Raw genomic sequence first — 22,644 nt, 5'->3', positions numbered from 1 at the left:
GGGCCGGAGGCGGCGGCAGCGGGGCCGGCGGCAGCGGCGCGGGAGCGGCCATCGCGTCGAACGGGGCCGGCGCCGGAGGCGGCGGGGGAGCGAGCGGGTTGATCGGCGGCGGAGGGGGCAGCAGACCGTTGAGCGGCGCCGCGTCGACCGGCTGATCGACCACGTTGCGCGGGGTGGCGCCCGAGAGCGGACCACCACAGGACGGCCAGGCGCCCTTGCCCTGGCTGGCCAGGACGCGCTCGGCGACGGCGATCTGCTCTTCCTTGGTGGCCATGTAGGCGGTCGGGGCGAATTCGCCGCCGCCGTGGCCGGACCAGGTGCTGGGGGAGAACTGAAGGCCGCCGTGGTAGCCGTTGCCGGTGTTGATGGCCCAGTTGCCGCCGGACTCGCAGGCGGCGACCTGATCCCATTCGCCGTCGGTCGCGGCATTGGCCTGACCGGCGAGCGCGATGCTGCCACCACCGATGACGGCACCGGTGAAGGCGATCTTGGCGACACTGACAGCTGAATTGGCGGGCTTGCGATGCCGTCCACTCATAAGTGCGAAAAATCCTCTCGTCTGCGCCCGCGAGGTCAGCTGTCGGGTTCGGGTCTGAGAGGTCACCCGGCCGGTTCCGGTTGCCCGGTCGCGGCTTCACCCCAAGGGGCCCGTAGGCCCCTGGTCCTTCTAACTCGGTGGACCGGTTGGGTCCCCCGCCTCCATCCAGGTGGTTCTTGGTTGGTGCCCCGCTGGCGATGGATGGAGCTCGGCGCTATCGGGCGGGGCGGGTCAGTTGATGAGGGTCGACTGACCTGGAAATGAACGGTAACCGCTGCCCGCGCACCCGTCACCTTTTCCCGACCTCGGCGTTTCCAGGCTGGGCAAATCTTAAAGGGGCTCTAAAGCCGCAGGTTGCCGAGGTGTTTTCGCAGGTGTTCCCGGCGCTTATCTGGGCCATAGCCAGCTTGTGACCGTTTCGTTATGTGACGCAAATCACGGTTACCCGCCGGCGAACGGGGGAAGTACATCGAGCGTCGATGCGTTGCGCACCGCGATGGTCGTATCGCGCACCGCGATTCCGTCGCAGAGGTACGAACACCGCGCCATGACCCGCGTCAGTTCGGGGTCGCGTTCGCTGAGCCGGTCGAGCACATCCTGCACCGTCGTCCCCGCGGGAACCGACAACTCTTCCTCGGCGGTACCCGCCGCGGCCCGGGCGGCGGCGAAGTAGCGCACCGTCACCCGCACAGTGGTCGACGTCGACACGCTCAGCCGCCGATCGCGCTCATCGGCCGTGACGGCTGTTCGAAGCCCGGGTCGTTGATGCCGTGGCCGGCCGCCTTGGTCCACATCGCCGCGCGCCACGCCTGCTCGATCGCGTCGTCGTCGGCGCCGCCACGCAACAGACGGCGCAGATCGCTCTCCTCGCGTGCGAACAGACAGTTCCGCACCTGTCCGTCGGCGGTGAGCCGGGTGCGGTCACAGGCCGCGCAGAACGCTTCGGACACCGACGCGATCACTCCGACCGTGGCTGTTCCGCCGTCCACCCGCCACAGCTGCGCCGGGGCGGACCCCCGCGGTGCCGGGTCGGGCGTGAGGGTGAAGTGGGTGCCCAGCGCGGCCAGGATGTCGGCGGCCTCCAACGACCGGCCCCGCTGCCACTGGTGTTCGGCGTCCAGCGGCATCTGCTCGATGATCCGCAGCTGATACCCGTGGTCGAGGCAGTGCCGCAGCAGTGCGACGGCGTCGTCGAGTCCGGTGTCGGGGTGCAGCACCGCGTTGACCTTCACGGGAGTCAGCCCGGCGTCGCGCGCGGCGGTGAGCCCCGCCAGCACGTCGGCCAGCCGGTCGCGGCGGGTGATCGCGGCGAACCGCTCCCGGTCGACGCTGTCGAGCGAGACGTTGACGCGGTCCAGGCCGGCGTCTTTGAGCGCCCGCGCCCGGCGGGCCAGTCCGAGGCCGTTGGTGGTCACCGCGATCTCCGGGCGCGGCCGCAGCGCCGCCGTTGCGGCGACCACGTCTTCGAGGTGACGCACCACCAGCGGCTCCCCGCCGGTGAAGCGCACGCTGGTGATGCCCAGCCGGGTCACCGCGATGGTCAGCAGCCGGATCAGCTCGTCGGGACTCAGTAATTGCTCTCCGGGCAGCCAGTCCAGCCCCTCGGCGGGCATGCAGTAGGTACAGCGCAGGTTGCAGCGGTCGGTCAGCGACACCCGCAGATCGGTGGCCACCCGACCGAAGGTGTCGACCAGCGGGCCGGTGGTGGGCATGCCCGCGGCCGGGCGCGCCACCGTCGGGACCCCGAGGGAGATGAGCGTCATGCGGCCGCCCGCATGGCCGGGTGTGGCGCGTCCACCGGGACGATCTCCTTGCCCAGCGGCACCAGCGAGACCGGGATCATCTTCAGGTTCGCCACCGCCAGCGGGATGCCGATGATCGTGATGGCCATGGCGACGGCGCTGACGATGTGCCCGAGCGCCAGCCAGATGCCGAACAGGATGACCCAGATGACGTTGCCGATCACGGCGCCGGGCCGGGCACCGGGCTTCTCGACGATCGTGCGGCCGAACGGCCACAGCGCGTAGGCGGCGATCCGGAACGCGGCGAAGCCGAACGGGATCGTGATGATCAGGACGAAGCAGAGGACGCCCGCGAGCGCATAGCCGAGAGCCAGCCACAAGCCGCCGAAGATCAACCAGATGATGTTCAGTAGTACTCGCATACCGGGCGCACTTCTTCCTTGGGCGGTGGTTCAAAGCCTACCGATAAGGGGGTGAAGGCGTTGGTCCGGTCCGAGTACGATCGGGGCGTCGCGTCCCGGCGCAAGCGGGACGCTTTCCTTATGTTGACGCGAGAAACGAGCGGGTGACGACAGTGCCGACCGGCAGGGTGAAGTGGTACGACGCCGAAAAGGGCTTCGGGTTCCTTTCCCAGGAGGAGGGGGAGGACGTCTACGTCCGGTCCTCGGCGCTGCCCGCGGGCGTCGAAGGCCTCAAGGCCGGCCAGCGCGTCGAATTCGGTGTCGCCGCCGGCCGCCGTGGCCCGCAGGCACTGAGCCTCAAGCTGATCGATCCGCCGCCGAGTCTGGCCAAGACCCGTCGGGAGGCCGAGCGCCCCGAGCACAAGCACACCCCCGACGAGCTGCACGGCATGATCGGTGACCTCATCACGCTGCTCGAGAGCACGATCCAGCCGGATCTGCAGAAGGGCCGCTACCCCGACCGCAAGGTGGCGCGCCGGGTGTCGGAGGTCGTCAAGGCGGTCGCGCGCGAACTCGACGCCTGATTACCCGTTCTTCGGGGCTCAGACCGCAGCGCCCGCCGCGCGTCGTTCCGCCGAGTCTGAGCTTCTGCCGGACAATTCACCGGAATCTTCTGCATAGGTTCGGTTTCGGCAGGGAAGAATCTCCGCCATGGCTTATGTCGCCAGCGGTGGCGAATTCAACCGCGACACCAAGTACATCGAAACCCGCATCACCGCCGACGGCCGTGACGGGTATCCGGTCGAGGCCGGCCGCTACCGGCTGATCGTCGCGCGGGCCTGCCCGTGGGCCAACCGCACGATCATCGTGCGCCGGCTGCTCGGCCTCGAAGACGCGCTGTCGATCGGCTTCTGCGGGCCCACCCACGACGAGCGCAGCTGGACCTTCGACCTGGACCCCGGTGGCGTCGACCCGGTGCTGCAGATCCCGCGGCTGCAGGACGCCTACTTCAAGCGCATCCCCGGCTACGAGAAGGGCATCACCGTGCCGGCCATCGTGGAGGTGACGACGGGGCAGGTGGTCACCAACGACTTCCCGCAGATCACGTTGGACTTCTCTACCGAGTGGACGCAGTTCCACCGCGACGGCGCCCCCGACCTCTACCCCGAGCAGCACCGCGACGAGATCGACGAGGTGGCGCAGCGGATCTACACCGAGGTCAACAACGGCGTGTACCGCTGCGGATTCGCGGGGTCACAAGGCGCCTACGACAAGGCCTACGACCGGCTGTTCACCGCGCTGGACTGGCTCGAGGAGCGGCTGACCGATCGCCGCTACCTGGTCGGCGACACGATCACCGAGGCCGACGTGCGGCTGTTCACCACGTTGGCCCGGTTCGACCCCGTCTACCACGGACACTTCAAGTGCAATCGGCAGAAGCTCGACGAGTTCCCCGCCCTGTGGGGATATGCGCGCGACCTGTTCCAGACCCCGGGCTTCGGCGACACCACCGACTTCACCCAGATCAAGCAGCACTACTACATCGTGCATACCGACATCAACCCCACTCAGGTGGTGCCCAAGGGTCCCGACCTGGCGAATTGGCTCACGGCGCACGGCCGGGAAGCGTTGGGCGGCAGGCCTTTCGGTGACGGCACTCCGCCAGGGCCGACGCGGGAGGGGGAGCGGGTGCCCGCGGGAAGCACCCCGCTCTAGGGCCAGACCGTGCGGATCGACCACTCCGCGTGCGGCACCTCGAACACCTCGCCGTTCTCGTCCTGCACCAGCGTCAGCAGCTGCACCGCGATGCCGGTGAGCCGGCCGCGCTGCGGGTCGACGGTCGGGATGGTCACCGCCAGCCGGGTGTCCGGCCGGAACACCGACAGCGTGGTGTCCACCGGGTCCTCGTAGACGCGCAGCAGCCGCCACGGTGCCTCGGCGACCGCCGTCGGCACCGACAGCTGCACCGGGTCGCGCTCATTGACCCGCAGCTCACCCTGCTCACCGGCGGGTGCGCAGTCGTTGAGGTCGACCACGTTGCAGTACTGGAACGGCCCGACCCGGACCAGCTGACCGCGCGAAAACGCGCTCACCTCCGGCAGGTCGGACCCGTGGTCACGGCTGAGCTGCCACACCAGCACGCCGGTGGCGGCGGCGGCCAGCACCGCCACGGCCGCCAGCACGGCCACGACCCGCTTCACTCGGAGGTCACCGCCGTCCGATCGGACCGCCGGGCGCCCTCCTGCGCCGCCAGCACGGGGCGGTTGCCGCCGAAGCCGGGGATCAGCGATTCACCCCGGTAACTCACGATCGTCTGGGCCAGTCCGAGAATCAGCACGGCCGCGATCGTAGTGAAGCCCGCCCACAGGTCGGTGTAGATGAGCACGCCGGTCGCACCGCCGGCCACCCACGCCAACTGCAGCAGCGACTCCGAACGGCCGAATGCCGACGCCCGCGACTCCTCGGGCAGATCGTCCTGCAGGGACGCGTCCAGGGACGCCTTGGCGATGGCGCTCGCGCCCGACGTCACCAGCGTCGCGGCGGCGGCCACCAGCAGGTTGCCGGTCACCGCGGCGGCCAGCGCCATCAGCGTGACCGCGGACGCGGCGCGCACCACCAGCCGCGCCGGATGCCCGAGCTGCAGCCGGGCCGCCGTCATATTGCCGACGAAGTTGCCGACCGCGGCGGCGGCGCCGATCAGCCCGAGGATCCGCAGCTGTTCCCAGCCGCTGGCGTCGTGCGATTTGGCGACGAAGGCCGGATACAGGAACAGGAAGCCGACCATCACCTTGATGGTGCAGTTGCCCCACAGCGCGGTGATGGTGTTGCGGCCCAGCGGCTGGCGGGCCTTGCCCGACCGTTTCTCGGGGTGGGGTTCGCGGCGCAGATCGCCGCTGCCGCCGTGATAGCTCAGCGTCGCGGGGACCTCACCCGCGGTGACCTCCACCCACTTGGGGATCCGCATCGACAGCACCGCGCCTGCGACGGTGACCGCGACGATCACGTACAGCGCCCCCGGCAGCTTCGCCAGATTCAGCAGGTACTCCGCGCCGGCGGCGACCCCACCGGCCACCACCGTGCCGCCGAGCAGACCGAAGGTGGTGAGCCGGGAGTTCACCCGGACCAGGTCGATGGTGGGTGGCAGCACGCGCGGGGTGACCGCGCTGCGCAGCACCGAGAACGATTTCGACAGCACCATCATCCCGAGCGCACAGGGATAGAGCACCCAGGACGGATAGCTGCCGGTGGCGCCGTCGTAGTTGGCGATCAGCAGCACTACCAGCGCCGTGCGCAGCAGGAACGACGCGGCCAGCGCCACCCGGCGGCCGTGCTGCAGCCGGTCCAGCGCCGGCCCGATCAGCGGCGCGATCACCGCGAACGGCGCGATCGTGATCAACAGGTACAGCGCGACCTTGCCCTTGCTCTCCCCGCTGGCCGCGGCGAAGAACAATGTGTTGGCCAGCGCGACGGCCATCGCCGCGTCGACGGCGAAGTTGGCCACGACCGGCCAGGTGAGCGCGGTCAGCCCCGATTTGTCGGCGCCGTCGGCGGTGGCGGCCCGGTGCACCAGGCCGTACATCTTGGAGCCCATCTCGCGGCTGCGGTGCGCGGCGGCGCGGGTGACGGTGATCTTCTCGCCGTGGGGCCCGTATCCGGCGCCGGAACCGTAGTGACCGGTGTAGCCGGCATCGCGCGGCGGTTCGGTGCGGTGCTCGCCCGCATCACGGCCGTCGAGCGGGGGCAGCCAGCGGTTGGAACTCGGCATCGACTGGCGGCGCGGCCGCCGGTAGGACAGGCCGTCACTCGGGTAGTTCGCCATCCCGGGATGCTCGCCACCGGCCGGCGGCCGCGGCGGGTAGTAGCGAGGATCGCGCCGGATTTCCTCGTCACCTCGTTCGCGTCCGCCGTCCACGCCATGATTCTCCCCCATGGCGCCGACGCCGTCCGACAGCCGACCGGTGTGGCTTCCGGTATTGCTCTGCGGCACTATGGAACGCGATGGACAGCGTGACCGACACCGTCGCAGACGTCGCCCACCGCCCCGCCGACCTCGAGGCGGTGCTGATGGGCGCCGTCGAGTTGGCCCGTTCCGCGCTCGCCGACTTCAGCGGCGCCGAGACGGTCGGGGAGTATCTGGGGGCCTCGTTCGAGGACCCGACGTCGGCCACCCACCGCTTCCTGGCGAACCTACCGGGCTACCGCGGCTGGCAGTGGGCCGTCGTGGTCGCCGGCTACCCGGGCGCCGACCACGCCACGCTCAGCGAGGTGGTCCTGGTGCCCGGGCCGACGGCGCTGCTCGCGCCGGAGTGGGTGCCGTGGCAGGACCGGGTGCGACCCGGTGACCTGGGCCCCGGCGATCTGCTCGCCCCGCCGGCCGAGGACCCCCGGCTGGTGCCGGGGTACGCGGCCACCGGTGACCCGGCGATCGACGAAGTCACCCAGGAGCTCGGGCTGGGCCGCCGTCAGGTGCTCAGCGAGTGGGGACGCATCGATGCCGCCCAGCGCTGGCACGACGGCGACTTCGGGCCGGGCTCGGCGATGGCGCGGGCCACCAAGCGGGTGTGCCGCGACTGCGGCTTCTTCCTCCCGCTGTCGGGCGCGCTCGGCGTGATGTTCGGGGTGTGCGCCAACGAGATGTCGGCCGACGGCCACGTGGTCGACGCCGAATACGGATGCGGTGCGCATTCGGACACCCCGGCTCCGCAGGGGTCCGGTTCCCCGCTGTACGACCCGTACGACGACGGCGTGCTCGACGTCGCCGAGTCGGCGGACTAGCGCTCCGCGGCGGCCTTGATCCGGGCCAGCGACTCGTTCATCCCCTCGACCAGTTCCTTCTCGAAGCTGGGCACCCCGCCGAACAGCGCGTTGACCGTCACGGTCGACACCTTCTTCACGCCGTTCTCGGCGTTGCGGGTCTCCACCAGCCGGGTGCCGGTGGCGGTCGGCTCGAGTTCGTAGCTCCACACCGTGTTGTTGGCGTCGACGCGGAACGCCACCTTCTTCTCCGGCACCACCTCGGTGATGGTGCAGGTGGTCGGCCACATCAGGAACTTGCGCCGGTTGAGGTTGAGCGTCCGGGTGCCGGGGCGCAGCGGTCCGAGGGTCTTCATCACGCGGCACTGCGGACTCCACTGCGGCATGCGGCTCAGGTCCGACACCAATGACCACACCTTCTCCACAGGGGCGTCGATGTCGATCTGGGCGTGAAGCAGCGGCGCGGCCATGCGTCTCCTGTCGAGGACGGCGGGTCTCAGGTCAGCCCGCTCTGGGCGCCGCGGTGGCCACGGCGCACGGCGTGACGTTGCCACAGAAATATCGATGTGCCAAGCACTCCGATGCCGAGACCCGCCACGGTGTACGGCCGCCAATCCTGTAGTGACGCGACGGTGAATGCCAGCACCGTCGCCACGAGCCAACCCGCGGCGATCACCAGGATCACCGGCCACGGCTCGAGCAGCGCAGATGGCAGCGCGGGCGGATGCGGTGCGGTGTCCGGCGGGGGCGATTCGTCACTCACAAAAGCGAACTTATCGCGGCGGGCGATCGGGCGAAAGAATGGCGGAGGGGTTTTGCCCGCCCTGAATTAGTTGCATAGGTAAGATTTGCCTCGTGATCGAGACCGAAGCCCGGTTGGCCAGTGACCTTTCTTTGGCAGTTGTCCGGCTGGCGCGCCAATTGCGGTTCCGACGTGCTGAATCCCCGATTTCGCTATCGCAATTGTCAGCGCTGTCGACGCTGGCCAAAGAGGGTGCGATGACGCCGGGGGCGTTAGCTGTGCGCGAGCGGGTGCGTCCTCCGTCGATGACCCGGGTGATCGCTTCGCTCGCCGACCTGGGATTTGTGGCGCGCACCGCGCACCCCGTCGACGGCCGCCAGGTCCTGGTTTCGGTGTCGCAGGCCGGTGCCGATCTGGTGGAGGCGGAGAAGCGGGCCAGCCAGGAGTGGTTGCAGAAGCGGTTGGCCCGCCTGCACCCCGACCAGCGCAAGACCCTGCTGATGGCCGCCGACCTGATGTCGGCGATGGTGGAGGAGGGCGCGTAAGCTACGCCGCCGTGCGGAGACCGAGGCGTTGACCACCACCGTCATCGACGTCGACGACCCCGCAGACCCCCGCCTCGACGACTTCCGCGATCTCAACAGCATCGACCGTCGCCCCGACCTGCCCAGCGGCAAGGGGCTGGTGATCGCCGAGGGCGTGTTGGTGGTGCAGCGGATGGTGGCGTCGCGATTCGTCCCGCGCGCACTCCTGGGCACCGATCGACGGCTGGGTGAACTGAGCGCGGATCTCGCCGCGGTCGACGCGCCCTTCTACCGCGCCAGCGCCGAGGTGATGGCCGAGGTGGTCGGATTCCACCTCAACCGCGGGGTGTTGGCGTCCGCGTCGCGCCCGCCCGAGATCGCCGTCGCCGACGTGGTGTCCGGCGCCCACACCGTGGCGGTGCTCGAAGGCGTCAACGACCACGAGAACCTCGGGTCGATCTTCCGCAACGCGGCGGGGCTCGAGGTGGATGCGGTGGTGTTCGGCGCCGGCTGCGCGGACCCGCTGTACCGCCGCGCGGTACGGGTCTCGATGGGGCACGCCCTGCTGGTGCCGTTCGCCCGCGCCGTCTCCTGGCCCGGCGAACTGGAACTCCTGCGTGACAACGGCTTTCGGCTACTCGCGATGACGCCCGACCCGGCCGCGGACACGCTGGCCGACGCGATGCCCGGCCTGGCCGGCGACAAGGTGGCGATCCTGGTCGGCGCCGAGGGGCCCGGGCTGACCGAACGGGCGATGCGGGCCAGCGACCGGCGCGTGCGGATTCCGATGTCCCGGGGCACCGACTCGCTCAACGTCGCCACCGCCGCCGCGCTCGCGTTCTACGAACGCACCCGGTCGGGCTAGATTGGGCGCCGAGGCGACCGGGGGAGGACTGTGACCGACGAATCCACGCCGTGGGGAACGGGTTTGACCGTGGCGGCAATGGTCGCCGTGGTGCTGGCCGCCGCGATCGTCGTGCTCGGGTTCGGGCTGTTGCAGGTGCACCCGCTGCTGGCGGTCGGGCTCAACATGGTCGCCGCCGGCGGTCTGGCGCCGACGGTGTGGGGGTGGCGCAGCCGTCCGGTGTGGCGGTGGTTCGCGCTCGGTGCGGGAATCGGCGTCGCGGGCGGGTGGATCGCGCTGGCGGGGCTGGCGCTCTCCGGCGTCGCCTGATCCAGCTCTGTCGTCGGCTCGTTCTACCGCTGCCCGCTGGAGCGGACTCCGAGCAGCACGTCCTCCCACGCCGGCACCGTCGGCTTGGCCTTGGCCTTGCGGGTGCGCACGGGCTTGGGCTCCGGCTCCGGTTCGGGCGTCGGTTCCGGCTCGGGGGCCGCGGCGGCAGGCGTGGGTGCCGGCTTCGGCGCCGGTGTGACCGGCTCGTCGAAGTCGAGCTGGGCGAGCGGCGCCACCGGACGCAGCGGCCGGGCGAAGTCCGGATCGATCAGCTCGCAGGCCGCCTCGTCGAACGCGCTGACCGTGCCGCCGTGCGCGCCGGGGGAGAAGCGGAAGTGCGCGACGTTGTCCGAGCGCCCGGCCTGCCACGCGAGCTGCACGGTCCAGCGTCCGTCCTCGTTGCGCCAGGCGTCCCAGGTGGTGGCGTCGGGGTCGAGCCCGCGGGCGACCAGCGCGGTCGAGATGGTCTCGAGCAGCGTGAGCACGCTGGGCCCGTCGGGCAGCACCGGATGCGCGGCGGTCGCGAGTTCGGCCGCGCGGGAGCGCTCGAGCAGAACCGGGTGGGCGAAGCGTTCGACCCGCTCGATCGGCATCCCCGCGGCGTTGGCCACCTGCTCGACGGAGGCGCCGGCGCGGATCTTGGATTGAATATCCCTCGGACGCAGCACGCTGTGCACCTCGACATCCATCATGGTCTGGTCTTCGTCCCGATTGGATGCGGCGCGGTCGCCGCGCACGGCGGCCCTGAGCCGTTCGTCGGAGCGCAGGATGAACTTCTCGCCGGAGTCCGCTTCGCAGATGATGCGTTTGCCGTCGACGTCCAGCCCGACGACTTTGAGTTCCCGCACTCCGACCTCCTCCGGGCTCGTCTGCGACATGCGTGGCGCCGGCCCGATTAGCAGGTCACCCTACTGCGTTATGCGCTCGTGACCGCGCTGACACGCGGCAGCGATCGGCAGCGATTCAGAGACGTTCGACCACCCAGTCCACGCACCGGGTCAGCGCGCTCACGTCGTCGGCGTCGACGGCGGCGAACATCGCCACGCGCAGCTGGTTGCGGCCCAGCTTGCGATACGGCTCGGTGTCGACGATCCCGTTGGCGCGCAACACCTTCGCCACCGCAGCCGCGTCGACGTCGTCGGAGAAGTCGATGGTGCCGACCACCTGCGACCGCAGGGCCGGGTCGGCCACGAACGGGGTGGCGTAGGACGACTCCTCGGCCCACGAGTACAGCCGCTGTGCGGAGTCCGCGGTGCGCTTGACCGCCCAGTCCAGGCCGCCGTTGCCGTTGAGCCAGTCGAGCTGGTCGGCGAGCAGCACGAGCGTGCCGATCGCGGGCGTGTTGTAGGTCTGGTTCTTGCGGCTGTTCTCCACCGCGATGGGCAGCGACAGGAAGTCGGGCACCCAGCGGCCGGACGCCGCGATCGCCTCGATTCGGGCCAGCGCGGCCGGGCTGACCACGGCCAGCCACAGCCCGCCGTCGCCGGCGAAGTTCTTCTGCGGCGCGAAGTAATAGGCGTCGGCCTGGGTGATGTCGACCGGCAGCCCGCCCGCGCCGGAGGTGGCGTCGATCACGACCAGCGCGTCGTCGGCGCCGGCCGGACGCTGCACGGGCACCGCGACGCCGGTCGAGGTCTCGTTGTGGGCCCAGGCGATGACGTCGACCGACGGGTCCGACTGCGGTTCGGGCGCGCTGCCCGGGTCGGCCTTGATCACGATCGGGTCGCCGACGAATGGGTTCTTGGCGACGGCCGAGGCGAATTTGGCGCTGAACTCGCCGTAGGTCAGGTGCAGCGACCGCTGGTCGATCAACCCGAAGGCGGCGGCGTCCCAGAACGCCGTCGACCCGCCGTTGCCGAGGATCACCTCGTAGCCGTCGGGCACCGAGAACAGCGCCTTGATGCCGTCGCGCACCCGGCCCACGAGGTTCTTCACCGGTGCCTGCCGGTGCGACGTGCCGAACAGGTCACCGGCAGCGGCGAGGGCGGACAGCTGTTCGGGGCGCACCTTCGACGGCCCGGAGCCGAAACGCCCGTCTCGGGGTTTGAGGTCGGCGGGAATCGTGAACTCGGCCATGGGGCCAAGCCTAGTTCCCGACGATCTCGGCGCGCTTACCGGCGCTGAGCGCACGTTTCCGCGCCGGAAGCGGTCAAAGGCAGCAAAGTCTCAAGATCGCGATGGACTTTTACCCGGTACCTGCGGTACTGTGTACACAAGACCGGTGAATGTAAACCATTCGGGAGGCTCGCATGGCACGCACACGCATGGTCCGGCGCTGGCGCCGCAACATGGACGTCAGTGACGACCAGGGGTACGTCGACACGCTGACCACACTGTCCGAGGGGTCGGTGCGGCGCAATTTCAGCCCCTACACCGACATCGACTGGGACTCGCCGGAGTTTGCGGTGATCGACGGCGACGAGCGCTGGATCCTCCCGTCGACCGACCCGATCGGCCGGCACCCCTGGTACCGGTCGCAGCCGAGGGAACGGCAGATCGAGATCGGCATGTGGCGGCAGGCCAACGTCGCGAAGGTGGGCCTGCAGTTCGAGATCATCCTGATCCGCGGCCTGACCAACTACGCGTTCTGGGTGCCCAACGGGTCACCGGAGTACCGCTACTGCATGCACGAGTCGGTCGAAGAGTGCAACCACACCATGATGTTCCAGGAGATGGTGAACCGCATCGGCGCCGACGTGCCCGGCATGCCGCGGATGCTGCGCTGGTTGTCCCCGTTCATCCCGCTGGTCGCCGGGCCGCTGCCCATCCCGTTCTTCTTCGGGGTGCTCGCCGGCGAGGAGCCCATCGACCACACCCAGAAGAACGTGCTGCGCGAGGGCAAGTCCATCCACCCGATCATGGAGCGGGTGATGGCGATCCACGTCGCCGAGGAGGCCCGGCACATCTCCTTCGCCCACGAGTACCTCCGCAAGCGGCTGCCGCACCTGCCGCGCCGGCAGCGCTTCTTCCTGTCGCTGTACGTGCCGCTGGTGATGCGGGTGCTGTGCCAGGCGATCATCGTCCCGCCGAAGTCGTTCTGGCGGGAGTTCGACATCCCGCGTGAGGTCCGCAAGGAGCTGTTCTTCCGCGCCCCCGAGTCGCGCCAGTTCCTGCGCGACATGTTCGGCGATGTACGCATGCTGTGCCGCGAGACCGGCCTGATGAATCCGCTGGCAAAGCTCATGTGGCGGATCTGCAAGATCGACGGCCGGCCCAGCCGCTACCGCAGCGAACCGCACCGCGAGCACGTCGCGACCGCCGCCTAGCAAAGGACGCACGCCGGTGCCCCATGTGATCACCCAGTCGTGCTGTAGCGACGGGTCCTGTGTCTATGCCTGTCCGGTGAACTGCATCCACCCGTCGCCGGACGAGCCGGGCTTCGCCACCGCCGAGATGCTCTACATCGACCCGGCGGCGTGTGTGGACTGCGGCGCGTGCGTCAGTGCATGCCCGGTCGGCGCCATCGCGCCCGACTCGAAACTCACCGACAGTCAGCTGCCGTTCGTCGCGCTCAACGCGGCGTTCTACCCCGAGCGGCGGCCGGACGAGAAGGTGCCGCCGACGTCGAAGCTGGCGCCGGTGCTCGACGCCCCGGTGGTGCGGTCGCGGCCCGGCGGACCGCTGCGGGTGGCGATCGTGGGCTCCGGCCCGGCCGCGATGTACGCCGCCGACGAACTGCTCACCCAGCGCGACGTGCGGGTCACCATGCTCGAGCGGCTGCCCACCCCGTACGGGCTGGTGCGCGCCGGTGTGGCGCCCGATCACCAGAACACCAAGCGGGTCACTGATCTGTTCGACCGGATCGCGGGGCGGCGCTCCCTGCAGATGTACCTCAACGTCGAGGTCGGAACCCACATCAGCCACGACGAACTGTTGGCACACCACCACGCGGTGCTCTACGCCGTCGGCGCCCCCAACGACCGCCGCCTCGATATCGACGGCATGGGTCTGGCCGGTACCGGTACCGCCACCGAGTTCGTCGCCTGGTTCAACGGCCACCCCGACCACGCCGGCCTGCCGGTCGATCTGTCCTCCGAGCGAGCGGTCGTCATCGGCAACGGCAACGTCGCGCTCGACGTGGCGCGCATCCTCACCACGGACCCGGATGTGCTGGCGCGCACCGACATCGCCGATCACGCCCTCGCTGTGCTGCGCACGTCACGGATCGCCGAGGTGGTCATCGCGGCGCGCCGCGGCCCGGCGCAGTCGGCCTTCACGCTGCCCGAGCTGATCGGCCTCACCTCGGCCTGCGACGTGGTGCTCGATGCGGCCGACCACGCTCGCGTCGCCGCCGACCTGGCTGCAGAGACCGACCCGCTGACCCGCAACAAACTCGAGATCCTGGCCGAACTCGGCGACGCCGAGGCGCCGATCACCCGTCCGCGGATCCGGCTGGCCTACCAGCTCACCCCGGCGCGCGTGGTCGGCGACGGCCGCGCGGAGGGCATCGAGTTCGCCCGTACCGGCACCGAGGAGGTGTACCGGCTCGACGCCGGGCTGGTGCTGACCTCGATCGGCTACCGCGGTAGACCCATCGCGGGGTTGCCGTTCGACGACGCCACCGCCACCGTGCCGCACGACGGCGGCCGCGTGGTCGACCCGGAGAGCGGCCGGCCGGTGCGCGGTAGTTACGTCGCCGGCTGGATCAAACGCGGCCCCACCGGGTTCATCGGCACCAACAAGTCGTGTGCGGCCGAGACCGTGCACACGCTGGCGGCCGACTACAACGCCGGTGCCCTGCCCGATCCGACCGGCCGGCCCGCCGACCTCGACCGGCTGCTGCGCACCCGGCGTCCCGGTGTGGTGGATGCCGCCGGCTGGCAGGCCATCGACGCGGCGGAGATCGCCCGCGGCGGGGACGACCGCCCGCGGGTCAAGTTCACCGCGGTCGACGACATGCTCGCCGCCGCCGCGAACGCGCCGGCACCCACACCGGCGCGCCGCCTGCTCGCCGGGCTGCTCCGGTAGCGACGACTACTGGGCCGGCTGGTCCATGGCGGACTGCAGTTCCTCCATGCTGACCTCACGCACCGGCGTGGCCATCGACCACAGGTGGCCGAACGGGTCGCGCAGGACGCCGTAGCGGTCACCCCAGAACTGCTCTTCGACGGGCATCACCGCGGTCGCGCCGGCGTCCAGCGCCTGCTGGAAGCGGGCGTCGACGTCGGTGACCTGCAGGTGGATGGTGACGGGTGAGCCGCCGAGCGCGGTCGGGGTGGACGGCTTGCCGTCGTTGTACTCCGGGAAGTCGTCGTTGAGCATCACCATCGAGCCGTCGATGCTGACGGCGGCGTGCACCAGCTTGCCGTCGGGGCCGGGCAGCCGCACCATCTCGACGGCGCCGAAGGCCTTGACGTAGAAGTCGATTGCCGCCGCGGCGTTGTCGACGACGAGCATCGGGGAGATGAACGGGGTCACTTCGGGGGCCATGAGAGCTCCTTCACGAGTCGGGGTGGACACCCATCTTGACTCCCGCCACCGACAGAATTCATCGCTCAGACGATCGAGAACGAGGAAGGCAACGCGGATCGGCCGGTCAGCGCCAGCAGCACCGTATCGCCCTGCCCCGCCAGTGCCGCGACCTCGGCCGCCAGTCGCACCGCATCGGCCAGCGCCTCGGCCGGCGGGGAGAACGCCACCCCCGCGGCGCGGGCGATGTCGAGTCCGTGCACGGTCAGCTCGAAGGTGCGCGTCGGGAGATAGGCGTGCAGCCGGATGCCCTGTCCGCCGATCACCTCGATCAGCGGGTCACCCGCCGCGGCGACGTCGGCCAGCGCCTGTTCGGCCAGCCGCGCCACCGCCGACGCCGGCTCGGCACCCAGATCCCGGCCGGCCTGCCGGCCGCGTTCGGCCACCGCCGCCGGGTCGATGCCCAGCGCGGCCGGCGTCACCTTCAGGTAGTACTCGGCCGCGCTGGTGATGTCCTCGCGGGCGGCCGTGGTCTGCAGATAGGTGCTGACCGTGATCAGCGAGCGCGCGGTATGGCCCACCAGCGCGCGCAGATCCCACTCACCGAGCCCGGGGCCGGTCCACGCGGTGTCCGGAAGCGCGCGGACCAGCTCGGTGAACGCCGTCGCCGCGGCGGCGAACGTTTCGCCCGGATCGCCGCTCATGCCGGGATGACGCGGTCCCAGCCCTCGACCGACTCGGGGCTGCGCGGTCCGGGCCCGACGTAGACGGCCGACGGCCGCACCAGCTTGCCGAGGCGTTTCTGCTCGAGGATGTGGGCGCACCAGCCGGCGGTGCGTCCGCAGGTGAACATCGCCGGCATCATCGCCGACGGCACCTGCGCGAAGTCGAGGATGACCGCCGCCCAGAACTCGACGTTGGTCTCGATCGCCCGGTCGGGGCGGCGCTCCCGGAGCTCGCCGAGCGCGGCCTGCTCCAGCGCCGCGGCCACCTCGAACCGCGGCGCCTCCAGACGCTTGGCGGTCGCCCGCAGCACCCGGGCGCGGGGGTCCTCGGCGCGGTACACGCGGTGCCCGAACCCCATCAACTTGTCCTTGCGGTCGAGTACGCCGCGGACCACCGCGCGGGCGTCGCCGGTGCGCTCGGCCTCCTCGAGCATCGGCAGCACCCGGGCGGGCGCGCCGCCGTGCAGCGGCCCGCTCATCGCGCCGACCGCCCCGGACAGGGCGGCGGCGACGTCAGCGCCGGTGGAGGCGATCACCCGGGCGGTGAACGTCGAGGCGTTCATGCCGTGCTCGGCCGCCGACACCCAGTACGCATCGATCGCCTCGACGTGCCTGGGGTCGGGGTCACCCTGCCACCGGGTCATGAAACGTGCCGTCACGGTGGGGCATTCGTCGATCAGGCGCTGGGGGATGGCCGGCTGGTGGATGCCGCGCGCGGACTGCGCGACGTAGGACAGCGCCATCACCGAGGCGCGGGCCAACTGGGCGCGCGCGGTGTCGTCGTCGATGTCGAGCATGGGCCGGTAACCCCAGATCGGGGCCAGCATGGCCAGGCCGGCCTGCACGTCGACGCGCACGTCGCCGCTGTGGATCGGCAGCGGGAACGGTTCGGCCGGGACCAGGCCGTCGCCGAAGCGACCGTCGACCAGCAGCCCCCACACGTCACCGAACGTCACCCGCCGCTCGACCAGATCCTCGATGTCCACGCCGCGATACCGCAGCGCCCCACCGTCTTTGTCCGGCTCGGCGATCTCGGTGGTGAAGGCCACCACGCCTTCCAGACCCTGGACGAAGTTCTCCGGCACCGCTGCCTCGGTCATGGCCAGATTGTCGCACCCGGGCGGCCGCCGGGCCGTACCGGCCGGTAACCGGAATGCGAACATGCGGCGTAGCGTTGGCGCGGTGACCCAGGCCGACGATCAGCAACTGGCGAGGATGCGCGTGGAGTACGGATCGGTGGAGAAGGACGGCAGCGCCGACCTGGACGCGGACTGGCTCGCCGGCGGCTGGGTCGCGTTGCTCCGCAGCTGGTTGGCCGACGCGCAGGCCGCGGGGATCAGCGAACCCAACGCGATGGTACTCGGCACCGTCGACGCCGCGGGCCGGCCGGTCACCCGCACCGTGCTGTGCAAGGGCATCGACGACGCCGGCATCACGTTCTTCACCAACTACGACTCGGCCAAGGGCGACGAGCTGGCCGCCACGCCGTACGCGTCGGCGACGTTCCCGTGGTTCGCGCTGGGCCGGCAGGTGCACGTGCGCGGTGCGGTGACGAAGGTGCCCGCCGAGTTCACCGCGGATTACTGGGCCAAACGCCCGCGCGGATCGCAGCTCGGTGCGTGGGCGTCGGCGCAGTCGCGCCCGATCGCCTCCCGCGCGGCGCTGCTCGACCAGCTCACCGAGGTGACCCGGCGCTTCGCCGATCAGGACGAGGTGCCGGTGCCGCCCAACTGGGGCGGGTACCTGATCGCCGCCGAGGTGGTCGAGTTCTGGCAGGGCCGGGAGAACCGCGTGCACAACCGAATTCGGCTGTGCGACGGCCGCGTCGAGCGGCTGCAGCCGTAGGCCGGCGCGTCGCCCGAATGCGTCCGGTGGCGGCGAAATCGGCGAACCGGCATCTTGCACCCGATGTCAAAATCGCCAGCGCGTCGTCGGCGGCCCGCGTTAGCATCCAGCTGTGGCTGAAGTCGACGGCGCACCGGTCCTCGGCTTGCGTGAACGCAAGAAACAGCGAACGCGCACAACCTTGATCAACGTTGCGGTCGATCTGTGCGACCGCAACGGCTTCGACAACACCACGGTCGAGCAGATCGCCGCCGCCGCCGATGTCTCCGCCCGCACGTTCAGCCGCTACTTCGCCTCCAAGGAAGCCGTCCTGCTCACGCTGCTCGACGATTTCACCGATGCGGTGGCGCGCGTCCTCGCCACGGTGCCCGCCGACGTCCCGCCGCTGCAGGCGCTGCGCGACGCGCAGGTGCGCGTGCTGCGCCGGGTCGCCGCGCAGGACGATCCGGAGCTCACGCCTGACCGGATCACGATGATGCTGCGCATCCTCAACGCCAACGAGGCACTGCGGCTGGCGGCCGCCGAATTCCAGTTCCCGGCGGTGGCATCCGTGCTCGCCGGCCGGATGGGGGTGGACCGGGAAGACCGGTCGGTGCGGATCGCGGTGGCGGTGTCGGCCAGCGTGGTCGCCACGGCGTGCTACGACCTCGTCGGCGACGTCGACGGCCGGCCGCTCGGGCCGCATCTGATGGCCGACCGCATCGAGGAGTCGTTCCGCACGTTCGCGGCCGTCACCTCCGGAACCGCGCGGTGGTGATGCCGGTGGTGTCGATGGTTCCCCCCGCGGCCGATGGCGCCGGCCGCCGGCCAGGGTTGCGCGAGCGCAAGAAACAGCGCACCCGCGCCACATTGATCGACGCCGCGGTGACGCTGTGCCTGCAGCAGGGCTACGAGGCCACCACGGTCGACCAGATCGCCGCGCTCGCCGACGTCTCGCCGCGCACCTTCTGCCGCTACTTCGCCACCAAGGACGCCGTGCTGCTCACCCTGCTCGACGGGTTCGTCGATGCGGTGAGCGCCCGCCTGGCGACCATCCCGCCCGAGGTGCCGGCCCTGCAGGCGCTCAAGGACGCCCACGTCGGTGTGCTGCGCGAGGTGTCGGCCGGCAACGTGGCCGGCCTGAGCACCGAGCGCATCGCGGTGATGCTGCAGATCATCAACTCGACACCGGGGCTCAAGGCCGCGGCGTCGGGCTTCCCCGACGCGGCCTCGCTGGCCCCGCTCTCGGCGCGGCTGGGCGTGCCCGCCGAGGACCGCCGGCTGCGTCTGATCTCCGCGGTCTGGTCGGCGGTCATCGTCACCGCGTGCGGTGATCTGGTGACCGACTGCGACGGCGCGCGGCTCGGTCCCGACCTGATGGCAGACCGGATCGACGAGGCGTGGCGGAGTTTCGCGACCCTGACCGAGAACCTGACCTGCGGGTGAACCGCGGTGGCTGATCAGTGCGGTGCACCCCACGCACGCACGGCAGCCACCATGGGACTACCTTTTGTAGGGCAAGGGTCTGCACCTGGAGCGACGATGAAGGGATTCCCGTGGCCGAAAATTCGTCCAGTGCGACAGAGCACGCCAAGCTGAGCTACCCCGGCGGCGAGCTCGACCTGGATATCGTCAAGGCCACCGAGGGCTCCGACGGCATCGCGCTCGGTTCGCTGCTGGCCAAGACCGGCTACACCACGTTCGACGGCGGGTTCGTCAACACGTCGTCGACCAAGAGCGCGATCACCTACATCGACGGTGACGCGGGCATCCTGCGCTACCGCGGCTATCCGATCGAGCAGCTGGCCGAGAAGTCGACGTTCATCGAGGTCAGCTACCTGCTGATCTACGGTGAGCTGCCGACCGCCGACGAGTTGGAGCGGTTCACCACCCAGATCCAGCGGCACACCCTGCTGCACGAGGACCTCAAGCGGTTCTTCGACGGCTTCCCGCGCAACGCGCACCCGATGCCGGTGCTGTCCAGCGCGGTGAACGCGCTGAGCGCGTACTACCAGGATTCGCTGGATCCGTTCGATCCCAAGCAGGTCGAGCTGTCCACGATCCGGCTGCTGGCCAAGCTGCCGACCATCGCCGCCTACGCGTACAAGAAGTCCGAGGGGCAGCCGTTCCTCTACCCGGACAACTCGCTGACCCTCGTCGAGAACTTCCTGCGGATGACGTTCGGGTTCCCGGCGGAGCCCTACGAGGTGGACCCGGAGATCGTGCGGGCCCTCGACATGCTGTTCATCCTGCACGCCGACCACGAGCAGAACTGCTCGACGTCGACGGTGCGCCTGGTCGGCTCGTCACAGGCCAACCTGTTCACCTCGATCTCCGGCGGGATCAACGCGCTGTGGGGCCCGCTGCACGGCGGTGCCAACCAGGCGGTGCTGGAGATGCTGTCGAAGATCCGCGACGGCGACGACGACGTCGCGACCTTCGTCAAGAAGGTCAAGAACCGCGAAGACAACGTCAAGCTCATGGGCTTCGGTCACCGGGTGTACAAGAACTACGATCCCCGCGCTCGCATCGTCAAAGAGCAGGCCGACAAGATCCTCGGCAAGATCGGCGTGCAGGATCCGCTGCTCGACATCGCCAAGGAGCTCGAGGAGATCGCGCTGACCGACGACTTCTTCGTCGAGCGCAAGCTCTACCCGAACGTCGACTACTACACCGGCGTGATCTACCGGGCGATGGGCTTCCCGACGCGGATGTTCACGGTGCTGTTCGCGCTGGGCCGGCTGCCCGGCTGGATCGCGCACTGGCGGGAGATGCACGGGGAGCCGAACAAGATCGGCCGCCCCCGGCAGATCTACACCGGTTACACCGAGCGCGACTACGCCGCCCTCGACGACCGCTGACCGGCGATCCCGCGCGCGTCATTGCGACGAGCGTCACCGGATCGCCCCTTGCCAGCCCGACAGTTGTAGTTTCACAATTGTTGTGTGATTGACACTGTCGGCATGAGCCCGCGGCGCAAGGCCATCATCCTGGTCTCGTGCTGCCTGAGCCTGCTGATCGTGTCGATGGACGCCACCATCGTCAACGTCGCGATCCCGGCCATCCGGCAGGACCTGCACGCCTCGCCGTCGCAGCTGCAGTGGGTGATCGACGTCTACACGCTGGTGCTGGCGTCGCTGCTGATGCTCTCGGGCGCCACCGGCGACCGGTTCGGCCGGCGCCGGGTGTTTCAGCTCGGGCTGACCGTCTTCGCCTTCGGCTCGCTGCTGTGCAGCCTGGCGCCCAACATCGAGACGCTGATCGTGGCGCGCCTGCTGCAGGCGATCGGCGGCTCGATGATGAATCCGGTCGCCCTGTCCATCATCTCGCAGGTCTTCACCGGCCGCGTCGAGCGCGCCCGCGCGCTCGGGCTGTGGGGCGCGGTGGTCGGCATCTCGATGGCGGCCGGCCCGATCGTCGGCGGCCTGCTCATCGAACTGGTCTCCTGGCGCGCGGTGTTCTGGATCAACCTGCCGATCTGCGCGGCGGCGATCCTGCTGACCGCGGTCTTCGTGCCGGAGACCAAGTCGTCGACCATGCGCAACATCGACCCCGTCGGTCAGGCGCTGGCCGTGCTGTTCCTGTTCGGTGTGGTGTTCACGCTGATCGAAGGCCCCGGGCTCGGGTGGACCACCCCACCCACGCTGATCGCGGCGGTGGTCGCGGTCCTCGCGTTGATCGCGTTCCTGCGCTACGAGGCGCGTCGGCAGGACCCGTTCGTCGACCTGCGCTTCTTCCGCAGCATCCCGTTCAGCGCGGCGACGGTCACCGCGGTGTCCGCGTTCGCCGCCTGGGGCGCGTTCCTGTTCATGATGTCGCTGTACCTGCAGGGCGAGCGCGGTTACTCGGCAATGGAGACCGGGCTGATCTACCTGCCGATCGCGATCGGCGCGCTGCTGTTCTCCCCGCTGTCGGGCCGGTTGGTCGGGCGGTTCGGCGCCCGCCCGTCGCTGCTGGCCGCCGGTGTGCTGATCACCACCGCATCGGTGCTGCTGTCGTTCCTGACGGCCACCACGCCGGTGTGGGCGCTGCTGGTGGTGTTCGCCGTGTACGGCATCGGCTTCTCGATGGTCAACGCACCGATCACCAACGCCGCGGTGAGCGGGATGCCGCTGGACCGGGCCGGCGCGGCCTCGGCGGTCACGTCCACCAGCCGCCAGATCGGCGTCAGCATCGGTGTGGCGCTGTGCGGTTCGGTGGCGGGCGGTGCGCTGGCCGGGACGGCGACCGACTTCGCCGCCGCCGCGCGGCCACTGTGGTTCGTGTGCATCGGGCTCGGCGTGGTGATCACCGCGCTCGGCTTCTACTCGACGTCGCCGCGCGCGGTGCGGTCGGCCGACCGGTTGGCGCCGCTGATCGCCGGCGACACCGCCACCGCGGGAGCCGCCCGTGCCGCGTAACCCGAGGGCCGACCAGGTGTGGCGCGCGCTGTCGGCGATGGTCATCGACAACCGCGACAGCTGGAAGCGGGCGGTGGTGGAGGAGTCCGGGCTGCCGTTCAGCCGCATCCGGGTGCTGCGCCGGCTGGCCCGTCAGCCGATGACGGTCAAGGAGGTGGCTCGGGCCGCGACCATGGACGCCCCCGCGGCCACCGTGGCCGTCAACGACCTCGAGCAGCGCGGGCTGGTGGTCCGCGAGACCGACCCCGCCAACCGGCGGTGCAAGACGGTGTCGTTGACCGACGCCGGCCGGGCGATGCTGGCGGCCATCGAGGCGATCGACGATCCGGCCCCGCCGGTGTTCGACGCGCTCGACGACGCCGATCTCGACGCGCTGCGGGCCGTACTGGACAAGCTCCGGAGTTGACGGC

General features: G+C 70.2%; 27 protein-coding genes and 1 riboswitch. Of the genes, 14 read left to right on the top strand and 13 right to left on the bottom strand.

The window, feature by feature from the left end; all coding sequences use genetic code 11:
• The 4 genes from E4P42_RS20300 to E4P42_RS20285 all read right to left on the bottom strand — a co-directional run.
• Nucleotides 1–538, bottom strand: a 538-nt coding sequence (locus tag E4P42_RS20300) for a transglycosylase family protein (RefSeq protein WP_167759557.1), incomplete at its 3' end; no start/stop codon positions are given.
• Nucleotides 539–547: 9 nt separating this feature from the next.
• Nucleotides 548–762: riboswitch (cyclic di-AMP (ydaO/yuaA leader) on the bottom strand.
• 217 nt (nucleotides 763–979) lie between these two features.
• Nucleotides 980–1,246: a MoaD/ThiS family protein gene (locus tag E4P42_RS20295; protein WP_135127872.1), complete on the bottom strand. Its 267-nt coding sequence runs from the start codon at nucleotides 1,244–1,246 to the stop codon at nucleotides 980–982.
• Nucleotides 1,247–1,248: 2 nt separating this feature from the next.
• Nucleotides 1,249–2,301 (bottom strand): GTP 3',8-cyclase MoaA, encoded by a 1,053-nt coding sequence (moaA, locus tag E4P42_RS20290; RefSeq protein WP_135127871.1) that lies wholly within the window; start codon nucleotides 2,299–2,301, stop codon nucleotides 1,249–1,251.
• Nucleotides 2,298–2,702: a YccF domain-containing protein gene (locus E4P42_RS20285; RefSeq protein ID WP_135127870.1), complete on the bottom strand. Its 405-nt coding sequence runs from the start codon at nucleotides 2,700–2,702 to the stop codon at nucleotides 2,298–2,300. Before E4P42_RS20285 ends, moaA begins: the two co-directional genes overlap by 4 nt.
• A 152-nt stretch (nucleotides 2,703–2,854) precedes the next feature.
• Between E4P42_RS20285 and E4P42_RS20280 the strand changes: the two genes are divergently transcribed.
• Together E4P42_RS20280 and E4P42_RS20275 are read left to right on the top strand one after the other, a co-directional pair.
• The gene (locus E4P42_RS20280; RefSeq protein WP_135127877.1) at nucleotides 2,855–3,265 is read left to right on the top strand and encodes a cold-shock protein; all 411 of its coding nucleotides are present in this window, start codon (nucleotides 2,855–2,857) and stop codon (nucleotides 3,263–3,265) included.
• A gap of 127 nt (nucleotides 3,266–3,392) precedes the next feature.
• On the top strand, nucleotides 3,393–4,397 hold the full coding sequence (locus tag E4P42_RS20275) for a glutathione S-transferase family protein (protein WP_135127869.1): 1,005 nt from the start codon (nucleotides 3,393–3,395) through the stop codon (nucleotides 4,395–4,397).
• Here E4P42_RS20275 and E4P42_RS20270 read toward each other — a convergent pair.
• The gene (locus E4P42_RS20270; RefSeq protein WP_135127868.1) at nucleotides 4,394–4,882 is read right to left on the bottom strand and encodes a DUF2771 domain-containing protein; all 489 of its coding nucleotides are present in this window, start codon (nucleotides 4,880–4,882) and stop codon (nucleotides 4,394–4,396) included. The genes E4P42_RS20275 and E4P42_RS20270 overlap by 4 nt on opposite strands.
• Nucleotides 4,879–6,612, bottom strand: a complete 1,734-nt coding sequence (locus E4P42_RS20265; protein ID WP_135127867.1) for an MFS transporter — start codon at nucleotides 6,610–6,612, stop codon at nucleotides 4,879–4,881. Before E4P42_RS20265 ends, E4P42_RS20270 begins: the two co-directional genes overlap by 4 nt.
• Nucleotides 6,613–6,680: 68 nt before the next feature.
• Here E4P42_RS20265 and E4P42_RS20260 point away from each other — a divergent pair, with 68 nt between their 5' ends.
• Nucleotides 6,681–7,457 carry a DUF3027 domain-containing protein gene (locus tag E4P42_RS20260; RefSeq protein ID WP_135127866.1) on the top strand — a complete coding sequence of 259 codons (777 nt, stop codon included), beginning with the start codon at nucleotides 6,681–6,683 and terminating at the stop codon, nucleotides 7,455–7,457.
• Here the strand turns inward: E4P42_RS20260 and E4P42_RS20255 are convergent.
• The gene (locus tag E4P42_RS20255) at nucleotides 7,454–7,906 is read right to left on the bottom strand and encodes an SRPBCC family protein (RefSeq protein ID WP_135127865.1); all 453 of its coding nucleotides are present in this window, start codon (nucleotides 7,904–7,906) and stop codon (nucleotides 7,454–7,456) included. The two genes, E4P42_RS20260 and E4P42_RS20255, sit on opposite strands and share 4 nt — an antisense overlap.
• Before the next feature lie 26 nt (nucleotides 7,907–7,932).
• Entirely contained in the window at nucleotides 7,933–8,199 is a 267-nt protein-coding gene (locus E4P42_RS20250) for a DUF2530 domain-containing protein (protein ID WP_135127864.1), read from the bottom strand.
• Between the two features lie 92 nt (nucleotides 8,200–8,291).
• Between E4P42_RS20250 and E4P42_RS20245 the strand changes: the two genes are divergently transcribed.
• The 3 genes from E4P42_RS20245 to E4P42_RS20235 are packed head-to-tail and all read left to right on the top strand — an operon-like array spanning nucleotide 8,292 to nucleotide 9,876.
• A complete protein-coding gene (locus tag E4P42_RS20245; protein ID WP_135127863.1) occupies nucleotides 8,292–8,723 on the top strand; it encodes a MarR family winged helix-turn-helix transcriptional regulator in 432 nt (143 codons plus the stop codon).
• A gap of 28 nt (nucleotides 8,724–8,751) precedes the next feature.
• Complete coding sequence (locus tag E4P42_RS20240; RefSeq protein WP_135127862.1) at nucleotides 8,752–9,567, top strand: RNA methyltransferase; 816 nt, start codon at nucleotides 8,752–8,754, stop codon at nucleotides 9,565–9,567.
• Between the two features lie 30 nt (nucleotides 9,568–9,597).
• Entirely contained in the window at nucleotides 9,598–9,876 is a 279-nt protein-coding gene (locus E4P42_RS20235) for a DUF2537 domain-containing protein (protein WP_135127861.1), read from the top strand.
• 23 nt (nucleotides 9,877–9,899) lie between these two features.
• Here the strand turns inward: E4P42_RS20235 and sepH are convergent, their stop codons facing one another.
• Entirely contained in the window at nucleotides 9,900–10,724 is an 825-nt protein-coding gene (gene sepH, locus E4P42_RS20230; protein ID WP_135127860.1) for a septation protein SepH, read from the bottom strand.
• Between the two features lie 115 nt (nucleotides 10,725–10,839).
• Nucleotides 10,840–11,952 carry a phosphoserine transaminase gene (gene serC, locus E4P42_RS20225; RefSeq protein ID WP_135127859.1) on the bottom strand — a complete coding sequence of 371 codons (1,113 nt, stop codon included), beginning with the start codon at nucleotides 11,950–11,952 and terminating at the stop codon, nucleotides 10,840–10,842.
• Between the two features lie 173 nt (nucleotides 11,953–12,125).
• Here serC and E4P42_RS20220 point away from each other — a divergent pair, with 173 nt between their 5' ends.
• Together E4P42_RS20220 and E4P42_RS20215 are read left to right on the top strand one after the other, a co-directional pair.
• Complete coding sequence (locus E4P42_RS20220) at nucleotides 12,126–13,142, top strand: diiron oxygenase (protein WP_135127858.1); 1,017 nt, start codon at nucleotides 12,126–12,128, stop codon at nucleotides 13,140–13,142.
• A gap of 16 nt (nucleotides 13,143–13,158) precedes the next feature.
• Nucleotides 13,159–14,844 (top strand): FAD-dependent oxidoreductase, encoded by a 1,686-nt coding sequence (locus E4P42_RS20215; RefSeq protein WP_135127857.1) that lies wholly within the window; start codon nucleotides 13,159–13,161, stop codon nucleotides 14,842–14,844.
• A 6-nt stretch (nucleotides 14,845–14,850) separates the two neighbouring features.
• Here the strand turns inward: E4P42_RS20215 and E4P42_RS20210 are convergent, their stop codons facing one another.
• The 3 genes from E4P42_RS20210 to E4P42_RS20200 all read right to left on the bottom strand — a co-directional run bounded on the left by E4P42_RS20210 (nucleotide 14,851) and on the right by E4P42_RS20200 (nucleotide 17,110).
• The gene (locus E4P42_RS20210; RefSeq protein WP_135127856.1) at nucleotides 14,851–15,306 is read right to left on the bottom strand and encodes a VOC family protein; all 456 of its coding nucleotides are present in this window, start codon (nucleotides 15,304–15,306) and stop codon (nucleotides 14,851–14,853) included.
• Between the two features lie 65 nt (nucleotides 15,307–15,371).
• The gene (locus E4P42_RS20205) at nucleotides 15,372–15,989 is read right to left on the bottom strand and encodes a maleylpyruvate isomerase family mycothiol-dependent enzyme (RefSeq protein ID WP_135127855.1); all 618 of its coding nucleotides are present in this window, start codon (nucleotides 15,987–15,989) and stop codon (nucleotides 15,372–15,374) included.
• Nucleotides 15,986–17,110: a citrate synthase 2 gene (locus tag E4P42_RS20200; RefSeq protein ID WP_135127854.1), complete on the bottom strand. Its 1,125-nt coding sequence runs from the start codon at nucleotides 17,108–17,110 to the stop codon at nucleotides 15,986–15,988. The genes E4P42_RS20205 and E4P42_RS20200 overlap by 4 nt, the downstream gene beginning before the upstream one ends.
• Nucleotides 17,111–17,171: 61 nt before the next feature.
• Between E4P42_RS20200 and pdxH the strand changes: the two genes are divergently transcribed.
• From pdxH to E4P42_RS20170, 6 genes are all read left to right on the top strand, one after another.
• The gene (gene pdxH / locus E4P42_RS20195; RefSeq protein WP_371287056.1) at nucleotides 17,172–17,855 is read left to right on the top strand and encodes a pyridoxamine 5'-phosphate oxidase; all 684 of its coding nucleotides are present in this window, start codon (nucleotides 17,172–17,174) and stop codon (nucleotides 17,853–17,855) included.
• 112 nt (nucleotides 17,856–17,967) lie between these two features.
• On the top strand, nucleotides 17,968–18,612 hold the full coding sequence (locus tag E4P42_RS20190; RefSeq protein WP_135127852.1) for a TetR family transcriptional regulator: 645 nt from the start codon (nucleotides 17,968–17,970) through the stop codon (nucleotides 18,610–18,612).
• Nucleotides 18,613–18,626: 14 nt separating this feature from the next.
• Nucleotides 18,627–19,280: a TetR family transcriptional regulator gene (locus tag E4P42_RS27225; protein WP_209305825.1), complete on the top strand. Its 654-nt coding sequence runs from the start codon at nucleotides 18,627–18,629 to the stop codon at nucleotides 19,278–19,280.
• 110 nt (nucleotides 19,281–19,390) lie between these two features.
• On the top strand, nucleotides 19,391–20,695 hold the full coding sequence (locus tag E4P42_RS20180; protein ID WP_135127850.1) for a citrate synthase: 1,305 nt from the start codon (nucleotides 19,391–19,393) through the stop codon (nucleotides 20,693–20,695).
• Nucleotides 20,696–20,797: 102 nt separating this feature from the next.
• On the top strand, nucleotides 20,798–22,234 hold the full coding sequence (locus tag E4P42_RS20175; protein ID WP_167759558.1) for an MFS transporter: 1,437 nt from the start codon (nucleotides 20,798–20,800) through the stop codon (nucleotides 22,232–22,234).
• Complete coding sequence (locus E4P42_RS20170; protein WP_135127848.1) at nucleotides 22,224–22,640, top strand: MarR family winged helix-turn-helix transcriptional regulator; 417 nt, start codon at nucleotides 22,224–22,226, stop codon at nucleotides 22,638–22,640. Before E4P42_RS20175 ends, E4P42_RS20170 begins: the two co-directional genes overlap by 11 nt.
• Nucleotides 22,641–22,644 lie beyond the last annotated feature (4 nt).

Source organism: Mycobacterium sp. PS03-16 (assembly GCF_004570325.1).
Classification (GTDB): domain Bacteria; phylum Actinomycetota; class Actinomycetes; order Mycobacteriales; family Mycobacteriaceae; genus Mycobacterium.
Note: the sequence above shows the minus strand (reverse complement) of the source record. Positions and strands in the feature narration are given on the sequence as shown.